The following is a 24,988-nucleotide window of genomic DNA, read 5'->3' as shown; positions in this document are numbered from 1 at the left end:
TTTGAATAAATAGCCTTACAAATAAAGCCATCTTATGTGAATTCTATTATTTAAGAGTTTAAATTTTTTTATTTTAAAAAAAGCTAAGTGAATTTAACCAAAACCTTTAAAGAAGATTTTAACTTTTGGATTCTTAGAATCACCGCTTTTTTTTGGATTTTTTTTAAGGCTTTATCTTTTCCGCTCTGGTCTAGTGAAACAAGAACGTTCCCCCTTGTTCCCTTTATCAACCAAATCGATGCATTGGATCCTATAGTTTTTGACTGGATTTTAGGGCTGAACTTAATTTTTCTGTTATTTATTATTTTAAAGCCTAAAGTCTTGTGGATCCTTGGTGTTTTGATTACGGAGTTGGTATTAATTCTGGCAGACCAATTAAGGCTTCAGCCTGCGATATATCAATATGTATTAACGTTTTCTTTTTTCTTGCTCCACCCAAAATATTTCAAATACTATTTTCTTCTTTTGCTTTCTGCGATTTATATATTAAGCGGACTACACAAATTAAATCTGGGGTATGCCAACTTTGTCTGGGGTAAATTCATTTTACACGATACTTTAGGTGTTTCTAGTGATATATCCAACCATCCAATTACAAAAGGATTTGGACTAGTTTTACCGATTTTAGAACTGATGGCTGGTGTGCTTTTACTTTCAAAATGGAGAAAATTTGCCTTCTATTTTTTGATTTTGATGCACGTTATCCTGTTATTAATTCTGAGCCCCTTAGGCGCAAATTGGAATTCTGTTGTGTGGCCCTGGAACATTCAAATGATCATTTTTGCAATTCTTTATGTAAACTATTTTCAAAATTCCTGGAGTTGGATACGTCAGTCAAAATTTCAACTGGGGTTAATTTTTGTTATTTTGATTGGCTTACCTGTTTTAGGTATATTCCAAAAGTCATTATCTCAATTTTCGTTTAATCTTTATGGGGGACTTACAAGTTATTTATACGTTTCAATTTCAGAAGATGATAATCCAGATTCTAAATCACCTTTCATAACTGTAACCTACAATTCTGAGATTTATATAAATATTTTAGAGTGGTCCAGAGAGGAATTGAACGTCCCTTACATCAATAATAGATCATATTTTGAAGGTTTTATAAGCCAATACAAAAAACTTCATCCAGAAAAAAAGCCAAGCTTTATTTTAAGTAGTTATCCCTATAGAGTTAAAAATATAGAGGAGATTCATCAGTAAGTTTTCGATGCTAGTTTTAAATAAAAAGGGAATATTAAATTAGTATCTAAAGCAAACATTAACTTTCTAAAATAACTTTAGTCTTTCTGTAATATTTAAACTGAATATAAACCTTTAAGTTTGATTGGATTACTTAAAATTCTTTCGAATTAAAATTAAAAAATTATGTCAACTGCAAAAACCATCAACTTAAAAAACAGACCAAAAGGTAAACCCGGACTCTCCGACTTTAATTTTACGACTTCAGAAGTCTCAGAACTCAAGGACGGCGAAGTCTTACTTCAACTAACTTACGTTTCCGTAGATCCCTATTTAAGAGGCAGGATGATGGATGCTGAGTCTTATATCGAACCTTTTGAACTTAACAAACCTATTGTTTCCGGTTGTGTGGCTGAAGTTCTGGAGTCCAAAGCTTCTGATTTAAGTTCCGGAGATTTCGTCACGGGGATGCTGCAGTGGAAAGAACAGCAGGTTGCCAATGCAGACAACCTGAAAAAAGTAAATCCGGATCAGGCGCCACTTTCTGCCTATCTTGGGATTCTTGGCATGACCGGACTCACCGCATATTTTGGGCTCACCGATATCGGAAAGCCCGAAGCAGGCGAAACGCTTCTCGTTTCAGGGGCAGCGGGCGCCGTAGGAACTGTGGTTGGGCAAATCGGTAAGATTCTTGGAATGCGGGTAGTCGGTATTGCGGGCAGTGATGAAAAAATAGAGATGATCACCTCTGATTTTGGTTATGATGAAGGCATCAATTACAAAACCACCGAAAACATGAAGCAGGCCATCGCCAAAGCCTGTCCGGATGGTGTGGATGTCTACTACGATAACGTCGGTGGAGAAATTTCAGAAGCAGTGCTTTACAATATCAATAAATTCTCCAGAACGGTCGTTTGCGGTGCCATTTCGGTTTATAACAAAATCGAGTTACCTAAAAGCACTAGCGTACAGCCCTTCCTGATCAAAAAAAGTTCGTCCATGCAGGGCTTCGTCATCTTCGATTACAAAGACAGACATCCGGAAGGAATCCGGCAGTTAGCAGACTGGCTTCAAAACGGGAAACTTCACTATGAAGAAACCATACAGGAAGGATTCGATAACATCCCGCAGGCTTTTTTAGACCTGTTTGAAGGGAAAAACAAAGGAAAAATGCTGGTTAAGGTTTAAGTAGCTGATGAGTTTGTGAGTCTTTGAGTCTTTGAGTGAAATCTAAGCCTAATACCACTTGTAAGTCTAGATCTCGATTCACTCGACCTGACAAAATAAGATTTACTGATACAACCTCGTTTCAATGCGTTTGCAATAGGGATTGGTTTTATGCGCATACGCATAGCCCATGTTCCACCAGTTTTTCATTTGTTCAGCATTGAAAATCAATGAGTTTTTGGTAAGCATTTCTGGCGGGTGGTAAAAATTGAGGTTTACGTGTTCGTGTTTACTTCTCAATTTTCCCAGGGTAAGATCATTTCTGATGATTTGATCCAGCAGAAAGTCGAAGACTCTGGTGGTGAGTTCCAGGGCATTTCTGACCGGTTTTTTCTGGTATTGTTTTTCGGTTTTGAGAACGATGACATCTACTTCTGAAGCGCCCCGGTTGATGGCTTCCGAAATGGGAACAATATTCCCCAAACCCCCATCACCATAATCGAATCCATCTTTCCGCATCAGACTCATGAAGGGGATTATGTTGGCAGAAGCCCAAATCCAGTCACAGAATTCTTCTCTGCCGAAGTCTTTTAAGGACTTGTATTCCACATGCCCCAGGCTTATGTTGGACACGGTTACCACCACGTCTTCAGCTTGCCATTTCATTTGTTCAAAAAACTCAGGGGTAAGCGTGTTTAAAATTAATTGTCTTAAGGCTTCGCTTTCTCCAAAGGTTCTCGAGCCTTTTAGAAACCCCAGGAGAATATTGAAATGATTCATCTTGATCTCAAATTCGTCATTCTTCTTTTTGATGATAAAGGGATTTCGGCTAAAAATGGACTTTTGGGAAACAGAGGTATAGACTTCCTTAAGCCTTGAAATTTCACCGATGGATAACAAGGGAACGAGTAAGCTGCCCGTGGATGTTCCTAAGAATAAATCGTACTTATTTTCACATTCAGCAATGAGGTATTCTGCGATGCCTCCTGCAAACGCTCCTTTGCTTCCTCCTCCTGAAATCACTAAAGCCCTCATGTTTAATTTTGAATTAAACTACGATAAATTGATGTAATAAAAAAGAGCCTGTATCAGCTCATGAAACAGGCTCTTTTTTCAAAATTTTAAAAAAATTACATTTGGTCACTAAAGAAAATAGAGTTGAGGAACAATTTGAAGGTTCCCAGCCAGAATGCTCTAAAGTTGGTATTATCTGTGAAAATGATAACATCCCCTCTTCCGTAACTGCTGTGCTTAAACGGAACAGTCCCTTTTAAAAGCTCCAGGTTTTCTTTGTTGATGTAGCCACTCAGCAATGGCGAACTGGTGTATTGAATAGGATTGTTGAAACTCAGTTCGTCCGCTTCCAGCATCATGTTAGAATTTCTGAAAAGCGCCAGTTCATCGTCGTTATAGCCGTAAGCTATAGGATGACTTCTGTCTATTTTTGTATTGAAAATAGCACCGCCAATACGTTTTGCTCCATAAAATTTACTTCGCTCAATATGGCTTATGTTTTTTGCAACTACAGAATCCTTTTTGGTTTTAAAATCTATCATCTGTTCTGATTTCAGCCAGTTGGCCGTCCCTTTATAAGCTATGATAGTTCCTCCATCTCTCACCCAGTCTTTCAGTTTCGTTTTACCTGAGCTGCTCAAAGCATTTGAGCTGGAACTTGGGATAATCAGGTGCGTGTACTTATCCAGGCTGGTTCTGTTGAAACCCCTGGTGTCCAGTTTCGTCACAGGAATTTCAAACCTGTAATCCAGCATATGCCACATTTCTCCCGCGTCGTAAGATCTTACGCCTTCGCCAACAAGCATAGCAATATTAGGCATTTCCAAGTCAGCCATATTGGGACTACCCAGATTGATGCCTTTAGTGAGGCCTGTTTTTAAAGCTGAAATATACACGTGGTTTTCTTTCTGAAGTGAATTCAGCAAGTCATAGATTTCATCAGCATTTTTCTTCTGATTTTGGACAGGAATTAAAATAGTGCCATAATCAAATGTTTCAGTTTCGGAACGAAAAGGCTTTTGAGCCACTTTTGTTCTTATATCGGCATCCATAAGTTTATATAAAACCTCAGGCGAATTGAAGTCGCTCCATCTCATGGCGTAAGCGTATTCTGATCTGGAGAGATCCTGAGGGGTTTCGAGCTCGGGCGTATTTATTTTTTCTCCCATGGCGATAGATTTTACTTCTGTAAAATCTACATCAAAGGCATGTCTGAAACTCCAGGCTGAGACGTCATAAAAAATACTGTCTTCGAAGGTGGTACGTTCTTCAAACATCGCTTCAACAAGCCTCTGCTGCAATTGATTTTTTGGTATGATATACGAAGAATTGACGCTGAAGTCTTTTCCGTCGATACTGGCATCACTTTCGAGTTTATAGAGTTCAACCTGATGACGACTTAGAACTTCAGCCAATTTTTGAGCCAGAACAGGATCTCCTTTTCTGCCAAAAACATAAGCGCCCTTATCAGCATTTTTCTTGGCGTTTCTGTAAAACTGATGTTGTAATGTTAAAATCTTCTCTTTCAATTCCAGGGAAGCTTTTAAGGTGGATAAAGCTGTGGTAAACTGATTTCTCACCGTAAACGGGAAAGTCAAAAGACCATTGTTTGTAAGCTGACTAGAGCCTCTGGAGCTCGCCTGCTCAAAAAGGATTCCGATAGATCCGTTGATGTCCGGGAACGTAGAGCCTTTTCCGTAATAAAAGTCATCAAAATTTTCCTGAGAGTAATACAGTGAGCCAATGCTGTCTAAAGCTGCGGCGTGATAATTACCGATTTGTTCGGTTAAATCCTGATTGAGCTGAGGTGTCAGAGGATTAGTTCGTGAGGCAACTCCAGGCTGAAAAAAGAAGGTGGAATTGGATCCCATTTCGTGATGATCGGTGAGGACATTCGGTCTCCAGTCATAAAAGGTTTTAATCCTGGCCTGACTTTCCAAAAGCTGCACCGGAAGCCAGTCTCTGTTCATGTCAAACCAGTAGTGGTTGGTTCTTCCCCCAGGCCAGACTTCAGAAAATTCGCGATCCTGTGGGTCGGGATTCAGGTGTGTACTTCTGTTGGTATTGGTCCAGTAAGCAAAACGCTGCAGGCCATCTGGATTGAAACTCGGATCGAGCAGAATCACAGCATTTTCCAGGAGATTGTCAATTGCAGGGCCTTCAGCAGCAGCTAAATAATAGGCTAGAACCAAGGCTGCATTCGATCCGCTGGGTTCGTTGCCATGAATGGAAAATCCCTGATTAACCACTATCGGCATGGATGCCAGGTCAGATTCGGAAACTTCTCCTGAAACGATCTGGAGGTGTTTCTTTTTGATTTCTAAAAGATTATCGTGATTTTCAGGAGAGGTTACCGTAAGCAAAAGCAAAGGTCTTTTTTCATAGGTAAAGCCTCTGTTTTCGATACTAATTCTATCTGACGACTCGGCGAGAGCCGTCATATATTGAACCAGCTTGTCGTGGCTTACATGCCATTCTCCGGGAACATAACCTAAAACTTCACTGGGTTTAGGGATGTCCTGGTTGTAAGACACATCAGTTGGCAGATAATAGTCTAAACTCACGTTTTGAGCTTGGGAAAAGAGACATGCACAAAAAGTGATGACAAAGAGTATTGACTTCATAGAGTTTTGTTTTTAGATAAGAGTAGGTTCAACTTACATCTAAGACACAAATTACTAAAGAAAGTTGAATCTGATTACTGAATTTGAAAAATTAGTCGAATTGCTGAATAAGCGACAAGAGATTACTCCGGCTTTCAGTTAAATCATAAAAGAGATGCTGTTTACTTCAGTTTTTTAATCCCTAAGACCACCCCAATAGCTATCGCTATGGGAATTAAGTAATAGATAGGGGCAGCATTGGTATCACTAACGCTGTCTTCAAAGCCGATGATCTCTTCAAAGGTTTGAGCCTCAGTACTTATAACCACAAGCATTAAAACGAGGATAAACGCATGTTTTATAGAATTTTTCATCAGTATTTCTTTAGAAACGATTTTTTACTGCTTGATTATTTTCTTGATAAGCCGGCCCTGGGTTGTGGCTATTTCAGTCAGGTAAATTCCAGGTCTCAAGTCTGAAATATCTATCGACCTGGATTGTACGGATTTCACTTCCTGTCCTAAGGTACTAAAGACTTTAACCGATTCTACTTCAGCTGAAGCTGGCAGCTCAATATGGAATTGATTCAGAACCGGATTGGGATATACTCTTACCTCTGTAGCAGTAAAGCTTTCACTAGCCAAGGTCACTGCTTCAAAGCTTAAGTTAAATCGATTTACGGCTATACTTTGAGCATTGGTTTCATCTACTGTAAACGCATAGGTTGTGTTTTGAGTGAGTTCTGTTTTCGTATTGAGGTAGTCGTCGTTCAAAAAGACCTTTAAATCTTCAGGCTTGTTTTCCATGGCAAAGGTCAGACTGTAGTCCTCTGCTTTATAATTTGCAACAACTAAATTGATTTCATGACCGGAGAAGGGCAGGCCTTGTTTATCTATAGACCTGAATCCATTGTTGACAATCGCGAAGTTCTCATTTGGATTTACCAATTTGCTGGCGTCTTCATCATCGGCTATGGTGGTGTACTGCGCATTAAAGCGTAATCCAATGGCATCGCTTTCCCTGTCATTTTTTTGTAAGTCGGCTGTTTTGTAAAGACGCGAATTGATGAAAAAATCCGGACTGGTTTTAAATATATCCACCTGAGCCTTCCCTGTAGCTTTATCGCTCTCTTCAAAAGTCACTGAGCCATTGCCTGCGGCGGTGTTTTGAACAAAAAAGGCCTGACCCGGCATAATATACTGACTGGCATTTGAAGAATACGGACTTTCAGCCGCCTCACTTCCATCTGAAACGTCTACAACCGTGTAGCCTCCATTGCCATTTGCACCAGCTATGCTGGCATCCCATACATATAAATATCCCGTTAAGTTTGAGGTGGTGACCGCTTTAAAATCAACCACCGCCTGGTAAGGATTGCCTATAAAACTAAACCCGGCAGCTACTGTAGCCAGGCCCGGCGAGTAACTTCCCAACTGCATGGTGCCGCTTGTCCTTAAGGTCGTGGCTGAGGATGCGTTATTATCGGTTAAATCAATACTTCGGTCTCCACGCACATATAAGCGGTAAGGGGTTCCGGCAGAGATGATTTCGGAAGTGGATGTGACGGCCTGCCATCCGGCCCCATTGGTTTGGGGAGTTATCAAATTATCGAACCTAAATAAGGAGGGATTATTTAATTCCGTAGCATCAAAACCGTTAGCAGCCCCGCCAACCCCCGTGATATGTGTATGTTGCTGCCAGGTACTGGCAATGCTATGCCCGCCTACTGCAGCGGACACTAATCTAAAGGCACGTCCGGCAGGAATATAACGCTCAACGGTGATATCACCAGTAATGCTTAGGTCTGTAGCCTCTGCCAGCTGGGCTGTGCCTGCGGCACTACTCCTGAAAGTTAAGTTGCCGTTGTTATGTATAGCTGTATTTATGCTCAGTACATCGCCGGGGCTAATGTGAACACTCGCATCACCAAGTATTGTAATCGAGTTAAGGCTGACATCAGAATCGGTGTTGTAAGTTCCGTCCTGAATAAGCGCATCTTCTGTTCCCGAAGAAGGGCCAGGGGCGCTGGGTGACCAGGTGCCGGAAGCATAGGTGAGGTCTCCGTCATAATTCCCCTGAATTATAAAATTATCCAATTCTAAAATATCTGAACCTCCATTCAAAGATCCTGTGAGTATCAAGCCAAGTGTTGATGCAGGAGCTATGTCTACAGAAATAGTTCCCTGAACGGGTGTGGTGTCGGGGTCATTGTAATACTCCACTGCAGCCTGTGGTGTTCCATCTATCACGAGTTGATATGAGCCTGAATCCACATTCGCAAAGACATAATAATCAAAAGTAAGTCTGAGATTCGAGAAGTTGGAAATAGCGATATCATCAAACCTGAAGGTATAGGTATCCCCCAGTGTAGGTTCGCCAGATTCTCCTTCAGTATCTCTGCCAAAAGCTGTATTTCCAGAGCCTATGTATGTGGAAGGCTGTATAAACAGACCTTCATCAGGCGAGGTTGGGTCTACAAAGGTTTGTTCTGCAATATCATTTGGCCAGGTAGGCGTATGGCCGTCGAAATTTTCCTGAGCGATGATGATTGGTTTCAGGATAACGTCGAAATTTGTACTTGTGGTATTGCTTAATGAGCCGTTGGACGTTGTAAGATTTACCCCGGTTGCAGTAGAATTGAAACTAAGATTTGAAAATGTGGCGATACCACTTTCAGCAGTTACAGAAGAGGTCGCTGAAGCATCAAAAGAAATTCCTGTCGGAAGTAAAAGGCTTACGGCCTCTGTAAAATCCAGGTCGAGATTTGAATGCGCGTCATAGGCCCCCAGGCTTGGGAAAGGGCTTATTACCTCATTAATTATAACTCTGGTAGGCTGTTGGATAAACGACAGCTGGGTGGCGAGGACGTCAATCGTATGTGTATTTCCAACGATATCTCCGTTGGCCAAGGGGTCTGTAAAGCCAGAACCGGAAACTTCAGCCCAAAACCCACTGGAGGCAGCATCAATCTGGAACTGTATACTACCATGGTCGATAATTTTATTTTCATTTAGATAAGCTCCTATTTCAAATTCCAGGCTGGCGCCATCAGCTATGCTTACAGCCGATGCAAACTCCAGTATAATTTCAGTATCTGAAAGGGAAACCATTGGCGAATATGCCGTTGAATTTTCATCATGGAGGGTAAGGCCTTGAATATGATCTGACCAGTCGGCGGTATTCTCCGGGCCGGGTACAAAACGCATACGACTTATATGGGTTGGCAAAGCATCCCCTGAAGCCTGGTCTTCTACTATAAATTTTAAGACTGCAAAACTGGTAATAGAAGAAGTTACATCGGCAGCGATTTGAGTAGACTCTGAAATCTGTGTTGCCGGCGCATACATTTCAGTGGTGTTGTCATTGGGATTTAGAGGCAAACCTATGATCTCTATATGATCTATAGCGATATCTTCATCACCGGAATTCAGATTAAATTCAATTTGAATATCTAAGGTGGACCCACTTCCTGTTATATTGGCGCTAAACTGAGTGAAGTTTTCTGTAATTGCAGCTCCGTTTCCTGTACCATCATAATTGGTATCAATGGCAGGTTCGGTATTTGTACTCCCTGAAGATTCTATATTTAATACATTGGTATAGGAACCTGTTTGATCGATATCGATTTTGAAATGCACATAATCCGCGGCATCCCAGTCCTGATTTGTGCCATCGTCATCTTCAGCGAGATAAAGCCTTAATTTTAACTGGGTATACCCCGTTATATCTATAGCAGATATATTCAGAAAAACAGGCAAAGCAGGCGCTGAAGAAATGCCGTCTATATCCTGTGCGCCGAAATAAAACTGACCTTGTAAATTTGTGAACGCAGGTCCCGGGGTATCAACCCCATATTCAATTCTGCCAAAATAGTCGGTGGCTTCATCAACAGCTTCCGGGATGCTGGTGGTGTAACCGCCAGGAGTTTCAAAATCTAAAGTGTAAATTGTGGTCTGTGCATGAGCATTTGAAAGGAATACAAAAAGCATCATCAGAGCAGGCAGAATTTCAAATAAATGTTTTTTCATAACACACGGTATTAAAATGCCTAGATTAAAAATAATAAATTAATTCATAAAAAACTAAAAACCAGTAAGTTATGATTAAATAATTAACACCTAAGACTGAGTTAGCTTTATTAGACCAGCCTTTAATCCTGATAAAATCTAGGGAATTGCTCTAAAATAATAAACAATAAAGTTGTGATTCAGGATTTACAAGTGTCCCTGCGACAGGTTGTAAAGATTATAACCAAACAAGATGAGGATGGTCAGAAAGGCTACAAGGGTGGGGAGTGGTATGTTGTTAATATTCAGGGGAATATGAAAAGGTGCTTTGTTCTTATTTCCCCTGTGTTTATAGCGAAACCAGATCAAAGAGAAATTCACCATCCCGAAGACGATAAAAATAAAAATATTACTGATACTCGCTACGAGTTTTAAATTTCCCAGTAAACCAAAAGCAATGGCTATAAGCGCAGTGGCTACAATGGCATAATTTGGCGTATTTCCTATTCCGGAAAGCGTCGTGAATTTTTTCAGCCATTGGATGTCGCTATCTCTGGAAACGTCATACAGGAGGCGAGAGGTCCCCAGAATATTGCTTAAAATGGTTTTACTCGTAGCAAACAAAGCGACGACAACAAGTCCGATGGCACCAATACCACCTAATTTTGTTTTTATGACTGCCGCCAAGGGTCCATCGGCCTGAGCAAGCTCCTGCCAGTTCATTACACTCACAGCGGATATGGCTACAAGGACATAAATGATCAATACAATCAAGCTGCTAAGAAGGATACCTCTGGGCATGACTTTTTCCGGATTTTTGGTTTCCTCAGCCATTTTTACCAGGTCCTCAAACCCTATATAACTAAAGAAAATCAAAGCGCTTCCGGCTATAACGCCAGTCCATCCGTTGGTGTTTAGCTGAGTAAGATTCGCGCTGCCAAATTCAGGCATACACACGCCTATAACCACCGCTAAACCTGCAATGGTGATGATGGTAGCAAAAGCATTGTAATACGAACTATACTTGGCGCCGATGATGTTGAATAGAGCCATTAAGCCCACGATACCAATAACAATAATCCAGGAGGGAAGTTCCCATAATCTGGAGAGGTAATCTGCAAAACTGATGGAAATAGCGGCTGCAGCGACCACTCCCGTGAACATCATAAATACCGACATGAACAAAGCCCATCTATAACCCAGGCTTTGTTTGATATATTCAAAACTCCCGCCAGAATCCGGGAATCTGCTCACAAATTCAGCATAACTTAAACCGGTAAGCAAGGCTACACAGGCTGCGATAACAAAACTTAGCCAGAGCATGTTGCCCCCCAGGGCTGCTGCTTCTCCAATGATAGCATAGATACCGGCACCCACAATACCGCCAACGCCAAACATCAGGATATCCCAAAAGCCCAGCGTTTTTTTAAGTTTTCTTTTCCCCATGATTAGAGACTATTTTTTCAAAGATGTCTTGAATGGTGTCTTTAAACTTCTGAAATGCATATGCAGCGGGCTCAGGGAGTCATGCTATAAACTCATGAGCTCGCCGATTTCTGGGCTAGTCTTTTTTCAAGTGCTTGGGTCTTGCACCAAACTTTCTCGTGTCTTCTTTGGTTAAAATTTTATAGTCTTCCGTTTTAGTCAGGTGTTCTAAAGGTTTTATCAGGTGTTCCGGCAGAGCAGTGAGCTGTCTTGTGTCTAAATCCAGCCAGGATCCCATCATTTCACATCTTGCACAGTTTTCTCCGCTCGGGTTGTACAGGTTATGTTCAAACTGAAAAAACATACCATCTTTACTCAGGCCTTTAACTTCCAGACTAACCCTCACATGATCCTCCGGTTTCAGCTCTTTAAAGTAATAAATATGCTCGTAGAATACGATAGGCCCAAGATTGTGTTTTACAAGTTCCTGTTGAGAAAACCCGTTTTCAACCAGAAAAGCCATTCGGGTATGGCTCATAAAGTTTTGGTAAGAAGAATTTGCAAGATGCCTGTTGGCATCGAGATCGCTCCAGCGTATTTCAAATGATTTGGTATACATATTTTATAAAAATTTTGTAATTAAAATAACTACAGCACTTAAGATCGTTGCAATAAGCACGCCTCTGGCTCTATAGTCTTGTTTTTTTCTGATAAAGACAAAAAACGGAAGAAAGTTCAGGATAGCACCCAGAGCGATGATACTTCCCAGTACACCTTCTTCTGAAGCTTTTTCCAGTACCAGTTCAAATTCTTTCTGCATCACCAGGCTGATATACAAAAACATGCCTGCCAGATTTGCAGCAATACCTATCAAAAACCCTATGGCCACTTCTTTCTTAATCATCGATATTCCAGGATTTAAGTTCTCTTATAAAGTCATGTGCCGTAAGATCAAATTTAATGGGAACGACAGAAATATAACCAGCTTCCAGGGCTTCTACATCTGTATTTTTACCTTCATCCTGGTTTACAAATTCACCAGACAGCCAGTAATAATCGCGTCCCTGCGGATTTTGACGTTTATCAAACTTCTCCTCCCAGCGAGCATTGGCTTGCCTGCAGACTTCTATGCCCTTTATTTTTTCTTTACCGGCTTTAGGGATATTCACATTTAAAACCACACCCTTAGGCAAGCCATTTTTGATGACGCTTTTAGTGATGCGTTTTATGTATTTGGTCGTATGATCGAAGTTAGCTTCCATAGAATAGTCCAGTAAGGAAAAGCCTATGGCTGGAATTCCTTCGACGCCAGCTTCTACCGCCGCGCTCATGGTTCCGGAATAAATCACATTGATAGACGAATTGGAGCCATGGTTAATACCGCTTACACATAAATCGGGCTTGCGTTTCAGAATTTCCTGAGTGGCTATTTTGACGCAGTCTGCCGGTGTTCCTGAGCAAGAATATTCCTTGACCTTCGAATATTTGTCTATCGTGACAGGATCACAATACAGATTATCACTTATGGTAATGGCATGACCCATTCCGCTTTGCGGACTGTCTGGCGCTACAACAATGACATCTCCAATTGTTTTCATGATTTTAATGAGGTGCCTTATACCCGGAGCAGTAATGCCATCATCGTTGGTGACGAGAATTAAAGGTTTGTTATTTTCTTCTTGCATGGTTCAATTTTAAAGTCGCTAAAATAAACATTTCAGAAAGTAAATCGCTCAGGAAAGACGTTTAACAAATTATTAGCTAGGATTAAAAAATGTGGTATAGTTTTTACTGTACATTGAAAAATATTACCTTAGATTTGATTTAATGAATTTTGATATGATGAAACAACACAATTTAAAAAACAATCTTGTTATTTTATTTCTGATAACATTATTTGCGGTTACCTCTTGCAGTTTTACGACGACCAAGGACTTTGATGATGATTCCGATAAAGACCAGGTGCTTATAGAACTTATCACCTATGTGATTGAGCAGGGTCATTATGATATGAAAGAAGTCGATGATGAATTTTCTCAGTCTGTCTTTAAGGATTACATCAAGGGGGTAGATCCTATCAAAAGGCATTTTTTGGAAAGTGATTTTCAAGAATTCCAGGCTTTTGAAACCTTACTTGACGATCAAATCAAAAATAAAAACCTGCTATTCTTCAATCTTACCGTAGAGCGCTATAAAAAACGCATGGAAGAGGCTAAAGGATTCTATGCGGAATTGCTGGAAGAACCTTTCGATTTCCAAAAATCAGAAACCATAAACACAGATTACGAACAGATCGATTATGCAAAAGACAAGAAGGAATTAAAACAAAGATGGAGAGAGCAATTTAAATTTTCTACCCTTTCCACCTATTACGACTTGCAGGAAGAGCAGGCTCAAAGAATTGAAGATGGAGAAGAGATGGAGGTGAAATCGGATGCGGAACTGGAAGCAGAAGCTCGGGAAATCACAAGAGAATCGACTGAAAATTATTTTGATACCATGTCGGATCTCGAACGCAGAGACTGGTTCAACTTGTACATTAATTCATTCGTAAGTCAGTTTGATCCGCATACCAATTATTTCGCTCCTCAGGATAAAGACAGGTTTGATATTTCTATGTCCGGAAAACTGGAAGGTATAGGAGCCAGATTGCAAAAGCAGAGAGACAACGTAAAAATTGTTGAAATCATATCGGGGGGTCCCGCCTGGACCAATGGTGAACTGGAAGTTGGTGACCTTATCCAAAAAGTCAAACAGGAAGATGAAAAGGAGCCTGTAGATATACGCGGCATGCGACTGGATGATGCAGTTGACCTGATCAAGGGGCCTAAAGGAACCGAGGTGACGCTTACCGTCAAAAAAGTAGATGGAAGTACGCAGCTCATTCGGATCACAAGAGATGTGGTTGAGATTGAAGAGACCTACGCCAAAACATCGACCGTTGAAAGAGATGGGGATGTGTTTGGACTGATCAACCTCCCGAAGTTTTACTTCGATATGCAGAACTACACCGAAAGAAATGCAGCATCTGACATTAAAAAAGAACTTGAAAGACTTAATGAAATTGGGGCTAAAGGACTTGTTATAGACCTGAGAAACAATGGAGGCGGATCGTTATCCACCGTTGTGGATATCGCCGGATTTTTTATTGAGGAAGGGCCTGTAGTTCAGGTAAGAGATGCTCAGGATAATACAGAGGTTCTGGAAGATACAGATTCGGATGTGATTTGGGATAAGCCTTTGGTCATCCTGGTCAATGAATTATCGGCATCAGCTTCAGAAATACTTGCAGCAGCCATGCAGGATTACGAAAGAGCTGTTGTGATAGGCAGCAAACAAACCTATGGAAAAGGAACCGTTCAAAATGTAGTGGATCTCAACCGCTGGATGCGTAACAGTTCTTTTGGTGATATGGGAGCCCTGAAAATCACGACTCAGAAATTTTATAGAATAAACGGCGGCTCTACTCAGCTGAAAGGTGTAGCCAGCGATGTGGCTGTGCCCGATCGTTTTTCTTATATAGATATTGGTGAAAGAGATTATGAAAATCCTATGCCCTGGGATAAAATAGATGCTGCAGATTACAAAGTCTGGGGAGGCTATTCCAACCTGGAAGAAATCATATCTGCCAGTAAAGCGCGCTTATCCAAGAGTGCTCAAATCCAAATGATAGATGAAAATGCGCAATGGATAGAATCCCAGAGAAAACAGAATTTGTTTAGTCTTGCTTATGAAGAATATAAGGAAGAAATGATTCAGGTAGAAGAGATGACTTCGAAATTTGAAGGCATCAGTCAATACAATACAAGCCTAGTTTTTAAGTCCCTTCCTTACGAGGAAGCCTTGATGACTCAGGACTCTTCTTTAACCGAAAAAAGACAAAGGTGGCATGAAAGCCTGTCTAAGGATGTATATGTAGAAGAGGCTATTCATGTCCTACAGGATCTGAATGTTGACAAAAATTCAATTAAACTTGCAGCCAGAAAAGATTAAATTAATGTCAATCCTAGACGTTTGAAAAGAAATGCTTCTTTACAAGATTTAGCGCTCCAAAAGTTCAAAAAAAACCTTTGGGGCGTTTTAAGTTTTTGGTATATCCTGCTCTGCCTGTTTGTGGGTGTTTTTGCCTATGTTCTGACACCAGATAGTTCTGAAAATGCCAATTCGATGGCCCTGAGTATTCATTCCAAGCCTCCGGGATTTACAGTTCAGGTTATTGAACTTCCAAATCCCAATTCAGGAGAACAGTCCTGGCTCTCCAGGTCGTTTTCCGGAAATGAAAATCCCAACGAAATCATTCCCATCGAATCTTACAGAACACAGGGCAATACCCTGTATTATCTGGAATATGGAATCAAGGACTCTTCCCTGGAAAACGAACTGGATTTAACGTCCTATGCTGTTGATTTCACCTCAGAACATATTTACCAAAAGACCTATTGGTTAGGAACCGATAAATATGGTCGTGACCTGTTAAGCAGAATGCTCATAGGCTTGCGTATATCCTTTTCGGTAGGATTTATCGCCGTATTTATTTCTTTACTTCTCGGGATCTTTTTGGGCGCTGTCTCCGGATATTATGGCGGTAAAATTGACACTGCCGTGATGTGGCTTATCAATGTCACCTGGTCCATTCCCACCTTACTTTTGGTAATAGCCATCACACTGGCTCTTGGCAAGGGTTTCTGGCAGGTATTTATAGCGGTTGGACTTACGATGTGGGTAGAAGTGGCTCGTGTAGTGAGGGGGCAAATCATGAGTGTGAAACATGCTCAGTATGTCACCGCGGCCAGGGCTTTAGGCTTTAAAAATCAAAGAATCATTTTACGGCATATCCTGCCCAATGTCCTCGCGCCGGTTATCGTTATTTCTGCGGCCAACTTTGCCGCGGCTATATTGATAGAAAGTGGACTTAGCTTTCTGGGAATAGGTGCACAGCCGCCAACGCCCAGCTGGGGAGCAATGATCAAAGACCACTACAGTTACATCATTTTAGGAAAAGCCTATTTAGCCATCATCCCCGGACTGGGGATCATGAGTTTAGTGATGGCGTTTATGCTCATTGGGAATGCCCTGCGGGATGCTCTGGATGTGAAAAACTAAAACCTGTTTTGTAAAGCCTGCGGAAAGAGTCTTCTTTTTTAAAAAAGAAGACCTCACAGTCCCGAAACTTCGGAACTGTGAGGTCTAATAAATCATCCATCAGTTGAGCTTCTGCGCCAGTCCGGATACTTGAAGCTAACGCGAAGTTTCAGGAAATGTATCTCTGCGCATAAAAGCTATCGAACTCAACTTCAACCTGAAAAAACACCTGGCTCAGTGTAATGTAGAACGGCTATAATTTAGTCGTTAAGCTTCAGGACTGCCATAAAGGCTTCCTGAGGAATCTCTACATTCCCCACCTGTCGCATCCGTTTTTTACCTTTTTTCTGCTTCTCCAAAAGCTTACGTTTTCTGGAAATATCACCCCCGTAACATTTTGCAGTCACATCTTTTCTTAAAGCTTTTACCGTTTCTCTCGCAATGATTTTTGCACCGATAGCCGCCTGTATTGGAATGTCAAACTGTTGTCTCGGAATGAGCTCTTTCAGTTTTTCACAGATTCTTTTACCGATATCGTAAGCATTATCTACATGGAGCAAAGCTGAAAGGGCATCTACCGTATTGCCGTTAAGCAGGACGTCCACTTTGACCAGTTTAGATTTTCGCATGCCAATTGGCGAGTAATCAAATGAGGCATAGCCTTTAGAAACGGTCTTTAACCTGTCATAGAAATCGAAAACAATTTCAGCAAGAGGCATGTCAAAACTGAGTTCGACACGATCCTGTGTGAGGTAAGTCTGATTGGTGATTTGTCCGCGTTTTTCGATACACAGCGACATCACAGATCCCACAAAATCAGATTTTGTAATAATACTTGCCTTGATGAAAGGTTCTTCTACGCGATCCAGGTAGGTGGGCTCAGGTAAATCTGAGGGATTGCTTACGATGATGGGCTTGTCTTTATCTTTCAATGTAAATGCATTGTAAGACACGTTGGGTACGGTAGTGATTACCGTCATATCAAACTCGCGCTCGAGGCGTTCCTGGATGATTTCAAGATGAAGCATTCCTAAAAACCCACATCTGAAACCAAAACCAAGGGCTGCCGAGCTTTCCGGCACAAACACCAGTGAGGCATCGTTGAGCTGGAGTTTTTCCATCGCTGTCCTTAGTTCTTCGTATTCATCGGTTTCCACCGGATAAATTCCGGCAAAAACCATCGGCTTTACATCTTCGAAACCGGCCACTGCATTTTTGGTAGGATTTTCTGCATCAGTAATGGTGTCGCCCACTTTTACATCCTTGGCATTTTTTATACCGGTGATGAGGTAACCTACATCGCCAGCTTTGATTTCTTTTTTAGGAAACTGAACCAGCTTCAGGGTTCCTACTTCATCTGCAGAATAATTTTTATCGGTGGCCACAAATTTTATGTTCTGACCTTTTTTGATACTGCCATCAAAAACTCTAAAGTAAGTTTCAATTCCTCTGAAAGGATTATACACAGAATCAAAAACCAAAGCTCTTAGCGGAGCGTCGGGATCCCCTTTTGGAGCCGGAACCCGTTCTACAATCGCATTCAAAATTTCCTCAATACCAATGCCTTCCTTGGCGCTGGCTCTGATCACGTCTTCACGCTTACAGCCGATAAGATCTACAATGTCATCTGTAACTTCGTCCGGATTGGCGCTCTGGAGATCGACTTTGTTGAGCACCGGAATGATTTCCAGGTCATTTTCCAGAGCCAGGTATAAATTCGAAATGGTTTGTGCCTGTATGCTTTGAGCAGCATCCACAATCAGTAAAGCTCCTTCACAGGCAGCGATAGATCTTGAGACTTCGTAAGAAAAATCCACGTGTCCGGGCGTGTCGATAAGGTTGAAAACATAGTCCTCCCCTTTATAAGTATATACCATTTGAATGGCGTGACTCTTTATGGTAATGCCACGCTCGCGCTCCAGGTCCATATTATCCAGGAGCTGTTCCTTTCGTTCGCGTTCGGTTACAGATTTGGTAAAATCTAGTAAACGGTCGGCTAACGTGCTTTTTCCGTGGTCGATATGGGCAATGATGCAAAAATTTCGAATATTCTTCATAGTCCGTTTTCCTGATCTGAAGTCAAAAAAGCTTCAGAATTTGATGTGCAAATATACAGGAATTGTTTGGCTTAACCGCCGTATCTGAAGCCCTCTTAAAAGCTTTATGTGAATTGTTTATAATTCCCTAATTTTGCAATAAAAAGTTGTGGCTAAGATAGGTAACATAGATTTAGGCGAATTCCCTTTACTTCTTGCTCCCATGGAAGATGTGAGTGATCCTCCTTTTCGTGCGTTGTGCAAAGAGTATGGGGCAGATATGGTGTATACGGAGTTTATTTCATCGGAGGGATTGATTAGGGATGCTGCCAAAAGCATGATGAAGCTGGACATTTACGAAAAAGAACGTCCTGTCGGTATTCAGATTTTTGGGGCCAACCTGGAGTCCATGCTGAGGTCGGTAGAGATTGTGGAGAAGACCAAACCCGACGTGATCGATATCAACTTTGGCTGCCCGGTGAAGAAAGTGGTGTCCAAAGGTGCCGGAGCCGGGATTTTGAAAGACGTTGATCTTATGGTCAAGCTTACCGAAGCCATGGTGAAACACACCAATCTGCCTATCACCGTCAAAACCCGACTGGGCTGGGATCACGATTCTATCAAAATATATGAAGTTGCCGAGCGTCTGCAGGATGTGGGCTGTAAAGCCATTTCCATTCATGGGCGAACGAGGGCACAGATGTATAAGGGGGTAGCCGACTGGAAACCCATCGCAGAGGTCAAAAACAATCCGCGTATGCACATTCCTGTATTTGGAAACGGCGATGTAGATACACCTGAAAAAGCGGTGCTTATGCGCGATGAATACGGACTGGACGGTGCCATGATAGGCAGAGCGAGTATTGGTTCGCCCTGGTTTTTCAAGGCAGTAAAGCATTATTTTGAAACGGGAACCCACTGCGAGCCGCCTTCTTTGGTGGAACGGGTTGATGTTGCAAGACGCCATCTCCAGATGTCCATCGACTGGAAAGGGGAGAAGCTGGGGGTTTTTGAAACCCGCAGGCATTATACCAACTACTTTAAAGGCATTCCTCACTTTAAAGACTACCGCATGAAAATGGTAACCTCAGACCATGCGGAAGATGTGTTTGCTGCGTTCGATGAAGTAGAGGAGAAGTTTGCAGATTATCAGTTTGTGGAGTAGTTTTTTCCTTCCCTAACCCTCCCAAGGAGGGGTTATCCCTCCCTAAGCCAACTCAAGGAAGGGATAGCGATAAGAGCTATGAGTGTAGGCCTCTTTATTTCCGCGAAGATTGGAGGTGTGATTTATTTCCAGAAATAAATAAATCATTTATATTGCAACATATTTCTATCCATCTGTTTTGATTTGGAACGGCTTCATCCTCTAGAACAAGTCTCAAAATCAAAAACTCATGATTCGTAATTATTACAATGAACAATGGAAAGACGTCGTCTTTGACGACAAAATTGCCAGCTTCGAGAAGTACAAAATCTCAAACTATGGTAGAATGCTTAACTGCAAGGGTGAAAATGAAGTTTTAGTCAAAGAATCTTTCATCAATGGCTACCAGACCCTTCCTTTAAAACAAGAACTGAACAAAAAATCAACCAGTCGATACGTTCATAAACTGGTTGCTGAGCATTTCCTGGAAAAAGGAGAGGGGATTTATGTGATTCACCTCAACTACGACAAGCTCGATAATAAGGTTGAAAATCTTAAATGGGCGACCAAAAAAGAAAAAGAGAAGCATCAGTTTAGCAATCCGGACTATATAAATCGTCCAAAAAAACGAACCTATTCCAAACTAACGGAGTCTCAGGTGAGGCTGATCAAGCGCAAAATAAACGATCCCAATCGCCGTACACGGATGAAGATGATTGCCAAACAATTTGGTATTTCTGAAATGCAGCTCTACCGGATCAAAAGCGGGGAGAACTGGAGTTCTGTGACGGATTATTAAGTTTTATTTAAATTCAACTTCAGCCTCTACTGGAATGCGGGCTGAAAATGGTTTTCGCAGAATTTAAATCTCAGAATACCCTATGAAATAGGTTGGCGGCATTTTTCTGCAAATACCTGTGAGTCTAAAATACATTCTCGTCTTTTGAAGTGAATCCTTTTTTCATGCTTTTTATTTTAAGGCTAGTTTCCTGGGGGTTGCTGTCAGTTTCATGTCTTAACTACACCCTTGAAGCAGCCAGGTTTTTCCTTTTAAACTGACCTGGCCCGGGTTCAGGAGGCAAGCTCGGTGCTGTAGTTTACGCCTGAGGTGGGCGTGCTTACCATATACTCCTATCTGGTACCAGGGTGTAATCCTCTCCCGCAACAAATTTATATAAGGCATCGCTATCCTAATCCTTCGGTGTGCTAGCTGTGAACATGAGCATAATTTTTAAATGAAACCGCAATGCTTCAGTCTCGAAAAGGTCTAAACGGCATCCCTTGAAAGCTGCGGGATATACTCTGGACAGGGATAATCCGGATCTTTTGGTGCTCATTAGCATTACAACCAACCTTGAAACTGAAAGAGAGCAGGAGCCGGTTTATGCGAATTATCCTTACGTAGGTGCCGTACCCGGAACACCAGTAAGCCCTTTTTATCAGCCTTTTTATTACAGAGGATGGTATGACTGGTATTACCCGGGCGGAGTCATTGGCTACACGACGTATACTTACTCTTATAAAGATGGTACGGTGGTCATAGACTTAATCGACAGAGAAACCAAGCAATCGGTTTGGAAAGGAATTACGTCTGAACCTATCATGGATAAAACTGAAACTGAAGCAGTGCAGGAAGCCATCATCGATATATTTAAAGCCTATCCTTTGAATAACTAAGCATCCAAAAATTAAATTCAAAAAAAGACTGCCGAAGCAGGCAGTCTTTTTTTGAATACTGAATATGTTATTAAAAAAGCGGTAATAATCTTTTTAGTTAATCTGAAACATTAAACTGCAATCCAATTACATCTAAAGGATCAGTAGATCCAGTTGATCGGATAAAAACTTCAAGATAATCACCTGTTACTAAATCTGTTTCTTGTTTTAAAACCATTTGAAATCCCCGGTTATTAGATAAGGCGGTTATTGTAGAGGTTATATCGTTCAATACTGTTCCATTTTTAGCGAGTGAGATGACATAGCCAGCACCATTTGATGGACTAATAGCATTAATGACAATATCAATTAATCCCGTTATAGGTCTCCTGCCAATATAAGTCATTTGATTATCAGCATTGGATGAAAACTTTTGAGCAGTTTTAACAGTGGTAGCTCCTTTAATTTTTACAAAATCAGTAGTATTAGTGAAGGTGGTTGATGTAGTATTATTATTGAAATAAATAAAACCAACGGGCCTTGTATCGGGTATGTTAGTATTTTGTGAAAACCACCAGCCTTGTTCACTTTCATCTATACCCGCTAAAGGGGTTCCTACACCTCTGAATACATTAGCAGTTGCTCGCCCTCTATCTATAGAGGAACCGCTAACTATATTTATACCGGTTTGTCCTGAATAGATAAGGTAATTATTTGATAAATCTATATCATCAATAACGGCTCCGGATTCAAACTCTATCCCAGATCCACTTGTAATGCCAACTATAAAATTATAGGCACTTGTAAATTTTCCCATATCTCCCGTGACTTTCAGGCCATCTGTGACATTCCAGAAATTTTGAATAATGGTAACCGCACTAAATCCTGAAACTTGGCCTACCCCCAAAGAGGTTACCTTTTCCCTTACTGAAGATCCAGAAAAAATATTACAAAAATTAAATCCTGTAGTATCACTAAAGTCATAAGCCTGAGTTGAAGCACTATTTGGGGCAACGGTCAATTCTTTGATGTAAACACTTTTATCAGTACTTCTTAGGATTGCACCATTTACGCTGGATACCACTTCATCTTTCTGTGGATCGGTACCTCTCAGTCCTGCTCCATTCATATTGATGTAGTTGGAGCCAATATCTACAGAACCGGAAAAGACATACATTTTAGTTTCATCTAAAGTAATCCCGCCACTTACAGGGGCCGGTAAATCTGAAAGAGAATAAACATAAACAAGGTTGGAATTTACAGGAAATGAGTAAGGGTTCCAGGAACCGTCTGCAAACAAATCCAGGGATTTGTTTGTGGTATTAAATATCTGCAGGCCTTCTGCAGGAGTTACGATAGCATCTCTCTGTGCTAAAGTCATTCTGGGAATCAATATCCCTGCCGTATCCGATTTAATTTCTAACATGGAGGTAGGATCCGGGTTGGTGGTTCCGATTCCAATTTGCGCATAGCTAAGTGTAAAGCCTAGTAAAATAGGTAGCAAAGCCAGTTTTGATTTCATGAATTTTAATTTTATTGAGACAATTTAATAAAAAAACATTTTAGATACTTTCCAATTATAAAGCAATGTTAAACATGTAAAGGTACTCTAAAGGGGAGCCATCAAAACAGGGGAGAAATTAGGATATGTTATGTATAACTAGTGGTCACACTAAATTTCAATTCAGTTGCCGTGATAGATGCATCAGTCTCTGAATTATTAAGAATATAAACTTCAATATAATCACCAGTTGAAAGGTCTATTTCATTATTCAAAGTGATTTGAAATTATTTATCATTGCATAAACTATAGTATAGGTAAAAACCGCAGGCCTTGAATCAGCCTGGACTGGCAATTAATTAGTAAGTAGAAAAGAAATAGCCAGGTATATACGAAAACACAAAAGTGACTTCTTGAAGTTGGAGCTGTTGTAGAAGAATAGGTTTTAAATAGTATATGTAAAGCAAGTAGAGAAATTTTAGTTTAAACTCGAATTTAATATACTTTTAATCGGAGACATTGAACTGAAATGCGGTCACTAACAATGTGTCATCCCCCGAATTTCTTCGGATATAAACTTCAATGTAATCAGTAGTTACTAAATCTAGCTCAGTAGATAGGGAGAGTTGAAATTTACCTTTGTTTGCTATGCTATTCAACGTATTTACGGGTTGATCTGATACCATATCCCCATTTTTAAAAACAGCGATTGTATAGCTAGAATCAGTCGTACCTGATTCTGCATTTATAGTTGTACTGATTTTAGCAACTATAGGTCTTCTTCCGTCATAAGTTATTCTGTTGTTGTTACTAGCTGTAAATTTTTGTGCATATGCAGAAGTAGTGGTTCCAGCAACTTTTACAAAACCTGATATTGTTGTACCTGTAAAATCTGTTGCTACGTTTGAATTACCTTCATTAAAATAGCTCAAAGCAATTGCTTTTGTGTCTGGAATATCTGTGTTTTGTGACATATTCCAGCCTATTTCGGCTGAGGTTATTCCATCTAAAGGCGTTCCTACCCCCCTAAACATATTGGTGGTTAACCGCCCTCTGTCTAGACTTTCAGTAGAATTTACTTTTAAGCCAATATTGCCAGTATAAATAAAATAATTATTGGCTATATCTATATCGTTGGCGGTCATGTCGCCTAGAAGTTCTATTCCGGCTCCATTTGAAATCCCCACAATAAAATTATAACCAGAGGTGAATTTTCCCACAGTTCCACCTATTTTGATGCCATTGGTGGTATTCCAATAGTTTTGAAGAATTGTAATCGCAGAAAATCCTGAAATAGTTCCAACTCCTGAAGAAGGTCCCATAGCGTCAACTACCGAGCTTCCTGAAAAGATATTACAGAAGAAAGTTCCTGTTGTATCAGAAAAATCATAGGCTGTAGTACTGGAACTAGCTGGTACAACAGCCAATTCCTTAATATATATACTTTTATTAGAACTCCTTAGGACAGCACCATTAGCAACATCTGAAATTATTTGGTCTTTCTGTGGATCGGTTCCTCGTAGGCCTGCACCATTTATATTTATATAATTGGGGCTAATCACAACTGAGCCAGAAAAAACGTACATTTTAGTTTCATCTAAAGTAATCCCGCCACTTTCAGGAGCAGGTAAATCTGAAAGAGAATAAACGTAGACCAGGTTGGAATCTGGAGAATAGGCAAACGACTTCCAGCTACTATTGCTGTATATATCTAAGGTATTGTTGGTCGTGTTGTAAATTTGCAACCCATTTGCAGGCGCAGGGTCTGAGATAGCGTCTCTTTGGACTAAGGTCATTCTGGGAATCAATATTCCAGCCGTATCCGATTTGATTTCTAGTAATGACGTGGGATCCGGAGTGGTGGTTCCAATGCCAACCTGAGCATAACCTAGGAACAGGCCTAGAAACATACATACTATAACTAATTTTGATTTCATAAATTTTCTAATCAAGAGCTACGGAGCATACCGCTTTTTACTTATATAAGTGAGCATCTAAAATGAATCGTTAGTCGTAAAGCCCTTTGATATAGGAAAGGAGGGGAATACTGGATTGATGTTTTAAGGTTAAAAATGCGTGTGAATTCGGTTGATCATATGTAATGAAATTGAGGCCATTTTTATTGAGCCCTTTAAAATAGCAATATTAGTAAATATACGTCTATTTGA

At 40.7% G+C, this 24,988-nt stretch carries 18 protein-coding genes; 7 read left to right on the top strand and 11 right to left on the bottom strand.

What is annotated here, in order from left to right; genetic code table 11:
* Window positions 1–87: 87 nt before the first annotated feature.
* Both G3567_RS00640 and G3567_RS00635 read left to right on the top strand, forming a co-directional pair.
* Window positions 88–1,206, top strand: coding sequence for a hypothetical protein (locus G3567_RS00640; RefSeq protein ID WP_164003244.1), 1,119 nt, complete (start codon window positions 88–90; stop codon window positions 1,204–1,206).
* 165 nt (window positions 1,207–1,371) lie between these two features.
* A complete protein-coding gene (locus tag G3567_RS00635; RefSeq protein ID WP_164003243.1) occupies window positions 1,372–2,373 on the top strand; it encodes an NADP-dependent oxidoreductase in 1,002 nt (333 codons plus the stop codon).
* A 102-nt stretch (window positions 2,374–2,475) separates the two neighbouring features.
* Here the strand turns inward: G3567_RS00635 and G3567_RS00630 are convergent, their stop codons facing one another.
* From G3567_RS00630 to surE, 8 genes are all read right to left on the bottom strand, one after another.
* The gene (locus tag G3567_RS00630; protein WP_164003242.1) at window positions 2,476–3,387 is read right to left on the bottom strand and encodes a patatin-like phospholipase family protein; all 912 of its coding nucleotides are present in this window, start codon (window positions 3,385–3,387) and stop codon (window positions 2,476–2,478) included.
* Between the two features lie 95 nt (window positions 3,388–3,482).
* Window positions 3,483–5,990: a M14 family metallopeptidase gene (locus G3567_RS00625; protein ID WP_164003241.1), complete on the bottom strand. Its 2,508-nt coding sequence runs from the start codon at window positions 5,988–5,990 to the stop codon at window positions 3,483–3,485.
* Between the two features lie 161 nt (window positions 5,991–6,151).
* On the bottom strand, window positions 6,152–6,343 hold the full coding sequence (locus tag G3567_RS00620; RefSeq protein WP_164003240.1) for a hypothetical protein: 192 nt from the start codon (window positions 6,341–6,343) through the stop codon (window positions 6,152–6,154).
* A gap of 24 nt (window positions 6,344–6,367) precedes the next feature.
* Complete coding sequence (locus tag G3567_RS00615; protein ID WP_164003239.1) at window positions 6,368–9,997, bottom strand: T9SS type A sorting domain-containing protein; 3,630 nt, start codon at window positions 9,995–9,997, stop codon at window positions 6,368–6,370.
* 186 nt (window positions 9,998–10,183) lie between these two features.
* On the bottom strand, window positions 10,184–11,422 hold the full coding sequence (locus G3567_RS00610; protein WP_164003238.1) for an APC family permease: 1,239 nt from the start codon (window positions 11,420–11,422) through the stop codon (window positions 10,184–10,186).
* 115 nt (window positions 11,423–11,537) lie between these two features.
* The gene (locus G3567_RS00605) at window positions 11,538–12,020 is read right to left on the bottom strand and encodes an acyl-CoA thioesterase (RefSeq protein WP_164003237.1); all 483 of its coding nucleotides are present in this window, start codon (window positions 12,018–12,020) and stop codon (window positions 11,538–11,540) included.
* Between the two features lie 3 nt (window positions 12,021–12,023).
* Window positions 12,024–12,305 (bottom strand): hypothetical protein, encoded by a 282-nt coding sequence (locus G3567_RS00600; protein WP_164003236.1) that lies wholly within the window; start codon window positions 12,303–12,305, stop codon window positions 12,024–12,026.
* Complete coding sequence (gene surE / locus G3567_RS00595; RefSeq protein ID WP_164003235.1) at window positions 12,298–13,086, bottom strand: 5'/3'-nucleotidase SurE; 789 nt, start codon at window positions 13,084–13,086, stop codon at window positions 12,298–12,300. Before surE ends, G3567_RS00600 begins: the two co-directional genes overlap by 8 nt.
* A gap of 157 nt (window positions 13,087–13,243) precedes the next feature.
* Between surE and G3567_RS00590 the strand changes: the two genes are divergently transcribed.
* Together G3567_RS00590 and G3567_RS00585 are read left to right on the top strand one after the other, a co-directional pair.
* Window positions 13,244–15,394, top strand: coding sequence for a carboxy terminal-processing peptidase (locus G3567_RS00590; RefSeq protein ID WP_235923443.1), 2,151 nt, complete (start codon window positions 13,244–13,246; stop codon window positions 15,392–15,394).
* 21 nt (window positions 15,395–15,415) lie between these two features.
* Window positions 15,416–16,504, top strand: a complete 1,089-nt coding sequence (locus G3567_RS00585) for an ABC transporter permease (RefSeq protein WP_164003233.1) — start codon at window positions 15,416–15,418, stop codon at window positions 16,502–16,504.
* 239 nt (window positions 16,505–16,743) lie between these two features.
* Here the strand turns inward: G3567_RS00585 and lepA are convergent, their stop codons facing one another.
* Window positions 16,744–18,540 carry a translation elongation factor 4 gene (gene lepA / locus G3567_RS00580; RefSeq protein ID WP_164003232.1) on the bottom strand — a complete coding sequence of 599 codons (1,797 nt, stop codon included), beginning with the start codon at window positions 18,538–18,540 and terminating at the stop codon, window positions 16,744–16,746.
* Between the two features lie 148 nt (window positions 18,541–18,688).
* On the opposite strand from lepA, the gene dusB reads away from it, so the two are divergent.
* The 3 genes from dusB to G3567_RS00565 all read left to right on the top strand — a co-directional run bounded on the left by dusB (window position 18,689) and on the right by G3567_RS00565 (window position 21,340).
* Window positions 18,689–19,684 carry a tRNA dihydrouridine synthase DusB gene (dusB, locus tag G3567_RS00575; RefSeq protein ID WP_164003231.1) on the top strand — a complete coding sequence of 332 codons (996 nt, stop codon included), beginning with the start codon at window positions 18,689–18,691 and terminating at the stop codon, window positions 19,682–19,684.
* 229 nt (window positions 19,685–19,913) lie between these two features.
* A complete protein-coding gene (locus tag G3567_RS00570) occupies window positions 19,914–20,462 on the top strand; it encodes an HNH endonuclease (protein ID WP_164003230.1) in 549 nt (182 codons plus the stop codon).
* A 482-nt stretch (window positions 20,463–20,944) separates the two neighbouring features.
* Window positions 20,945–21,340, top strand: a complete 396-nt coding sequence (locus tag G3567_RS00565; protein WP_164003229.1) for a DUF4136 domain-containing protein — start codon at window positions 20,945–20,947, stop codon at window positions 21,338–21,340.
* Window positions 21,341–21,437: 97 nt separating this feature from the next.
* On the opposite strand, the gene G3567_RS00560 is transcribed toward G3567_RS00565, so the two are convergent.
* Together G3567_RS00560 and G3567_RS00555 are read right to left on the bottom strand one after the other, a co-directional pair.
* A complete protein-coding gene (locus G3567_RS00560; protein WP_164003228.1) occupies window positions 21,438–22,841 on the bottom strand; it encodes a hypothetical protein in 1,404 nt (467 codons plus the stop codon).
* Window positions 22,842–23,326: 485 nt separating this feature from the next.
* Window positions 23,327–24,757: a hypothetical protein gene (locus tag G3567_RS00555; protein WP_164003227.1), complete on the bottom strand. Its 1,431-nt coding sequence runs from the start codon at window positions 24,755–24,757 to the stop codon at window positions 23,327–23,329.
* Between the last annotated feature and the right edge of the window lie 231 nt (window positions 24,758–24,988).

Origin of the sequence: Psychroflexus aurantiacus, assembly GCF_010820555.1 — a bacterium.
Lineage (GTDB): Bacteria > Bacteroidota > Bacteroidia > Flavobacteriales > Flavobacteriaceae > Psychroflexus > Psychroflexus aurantiacus.
This window is presented reverse-complemented; position numbering and strand designations above follow the sequence as displayed.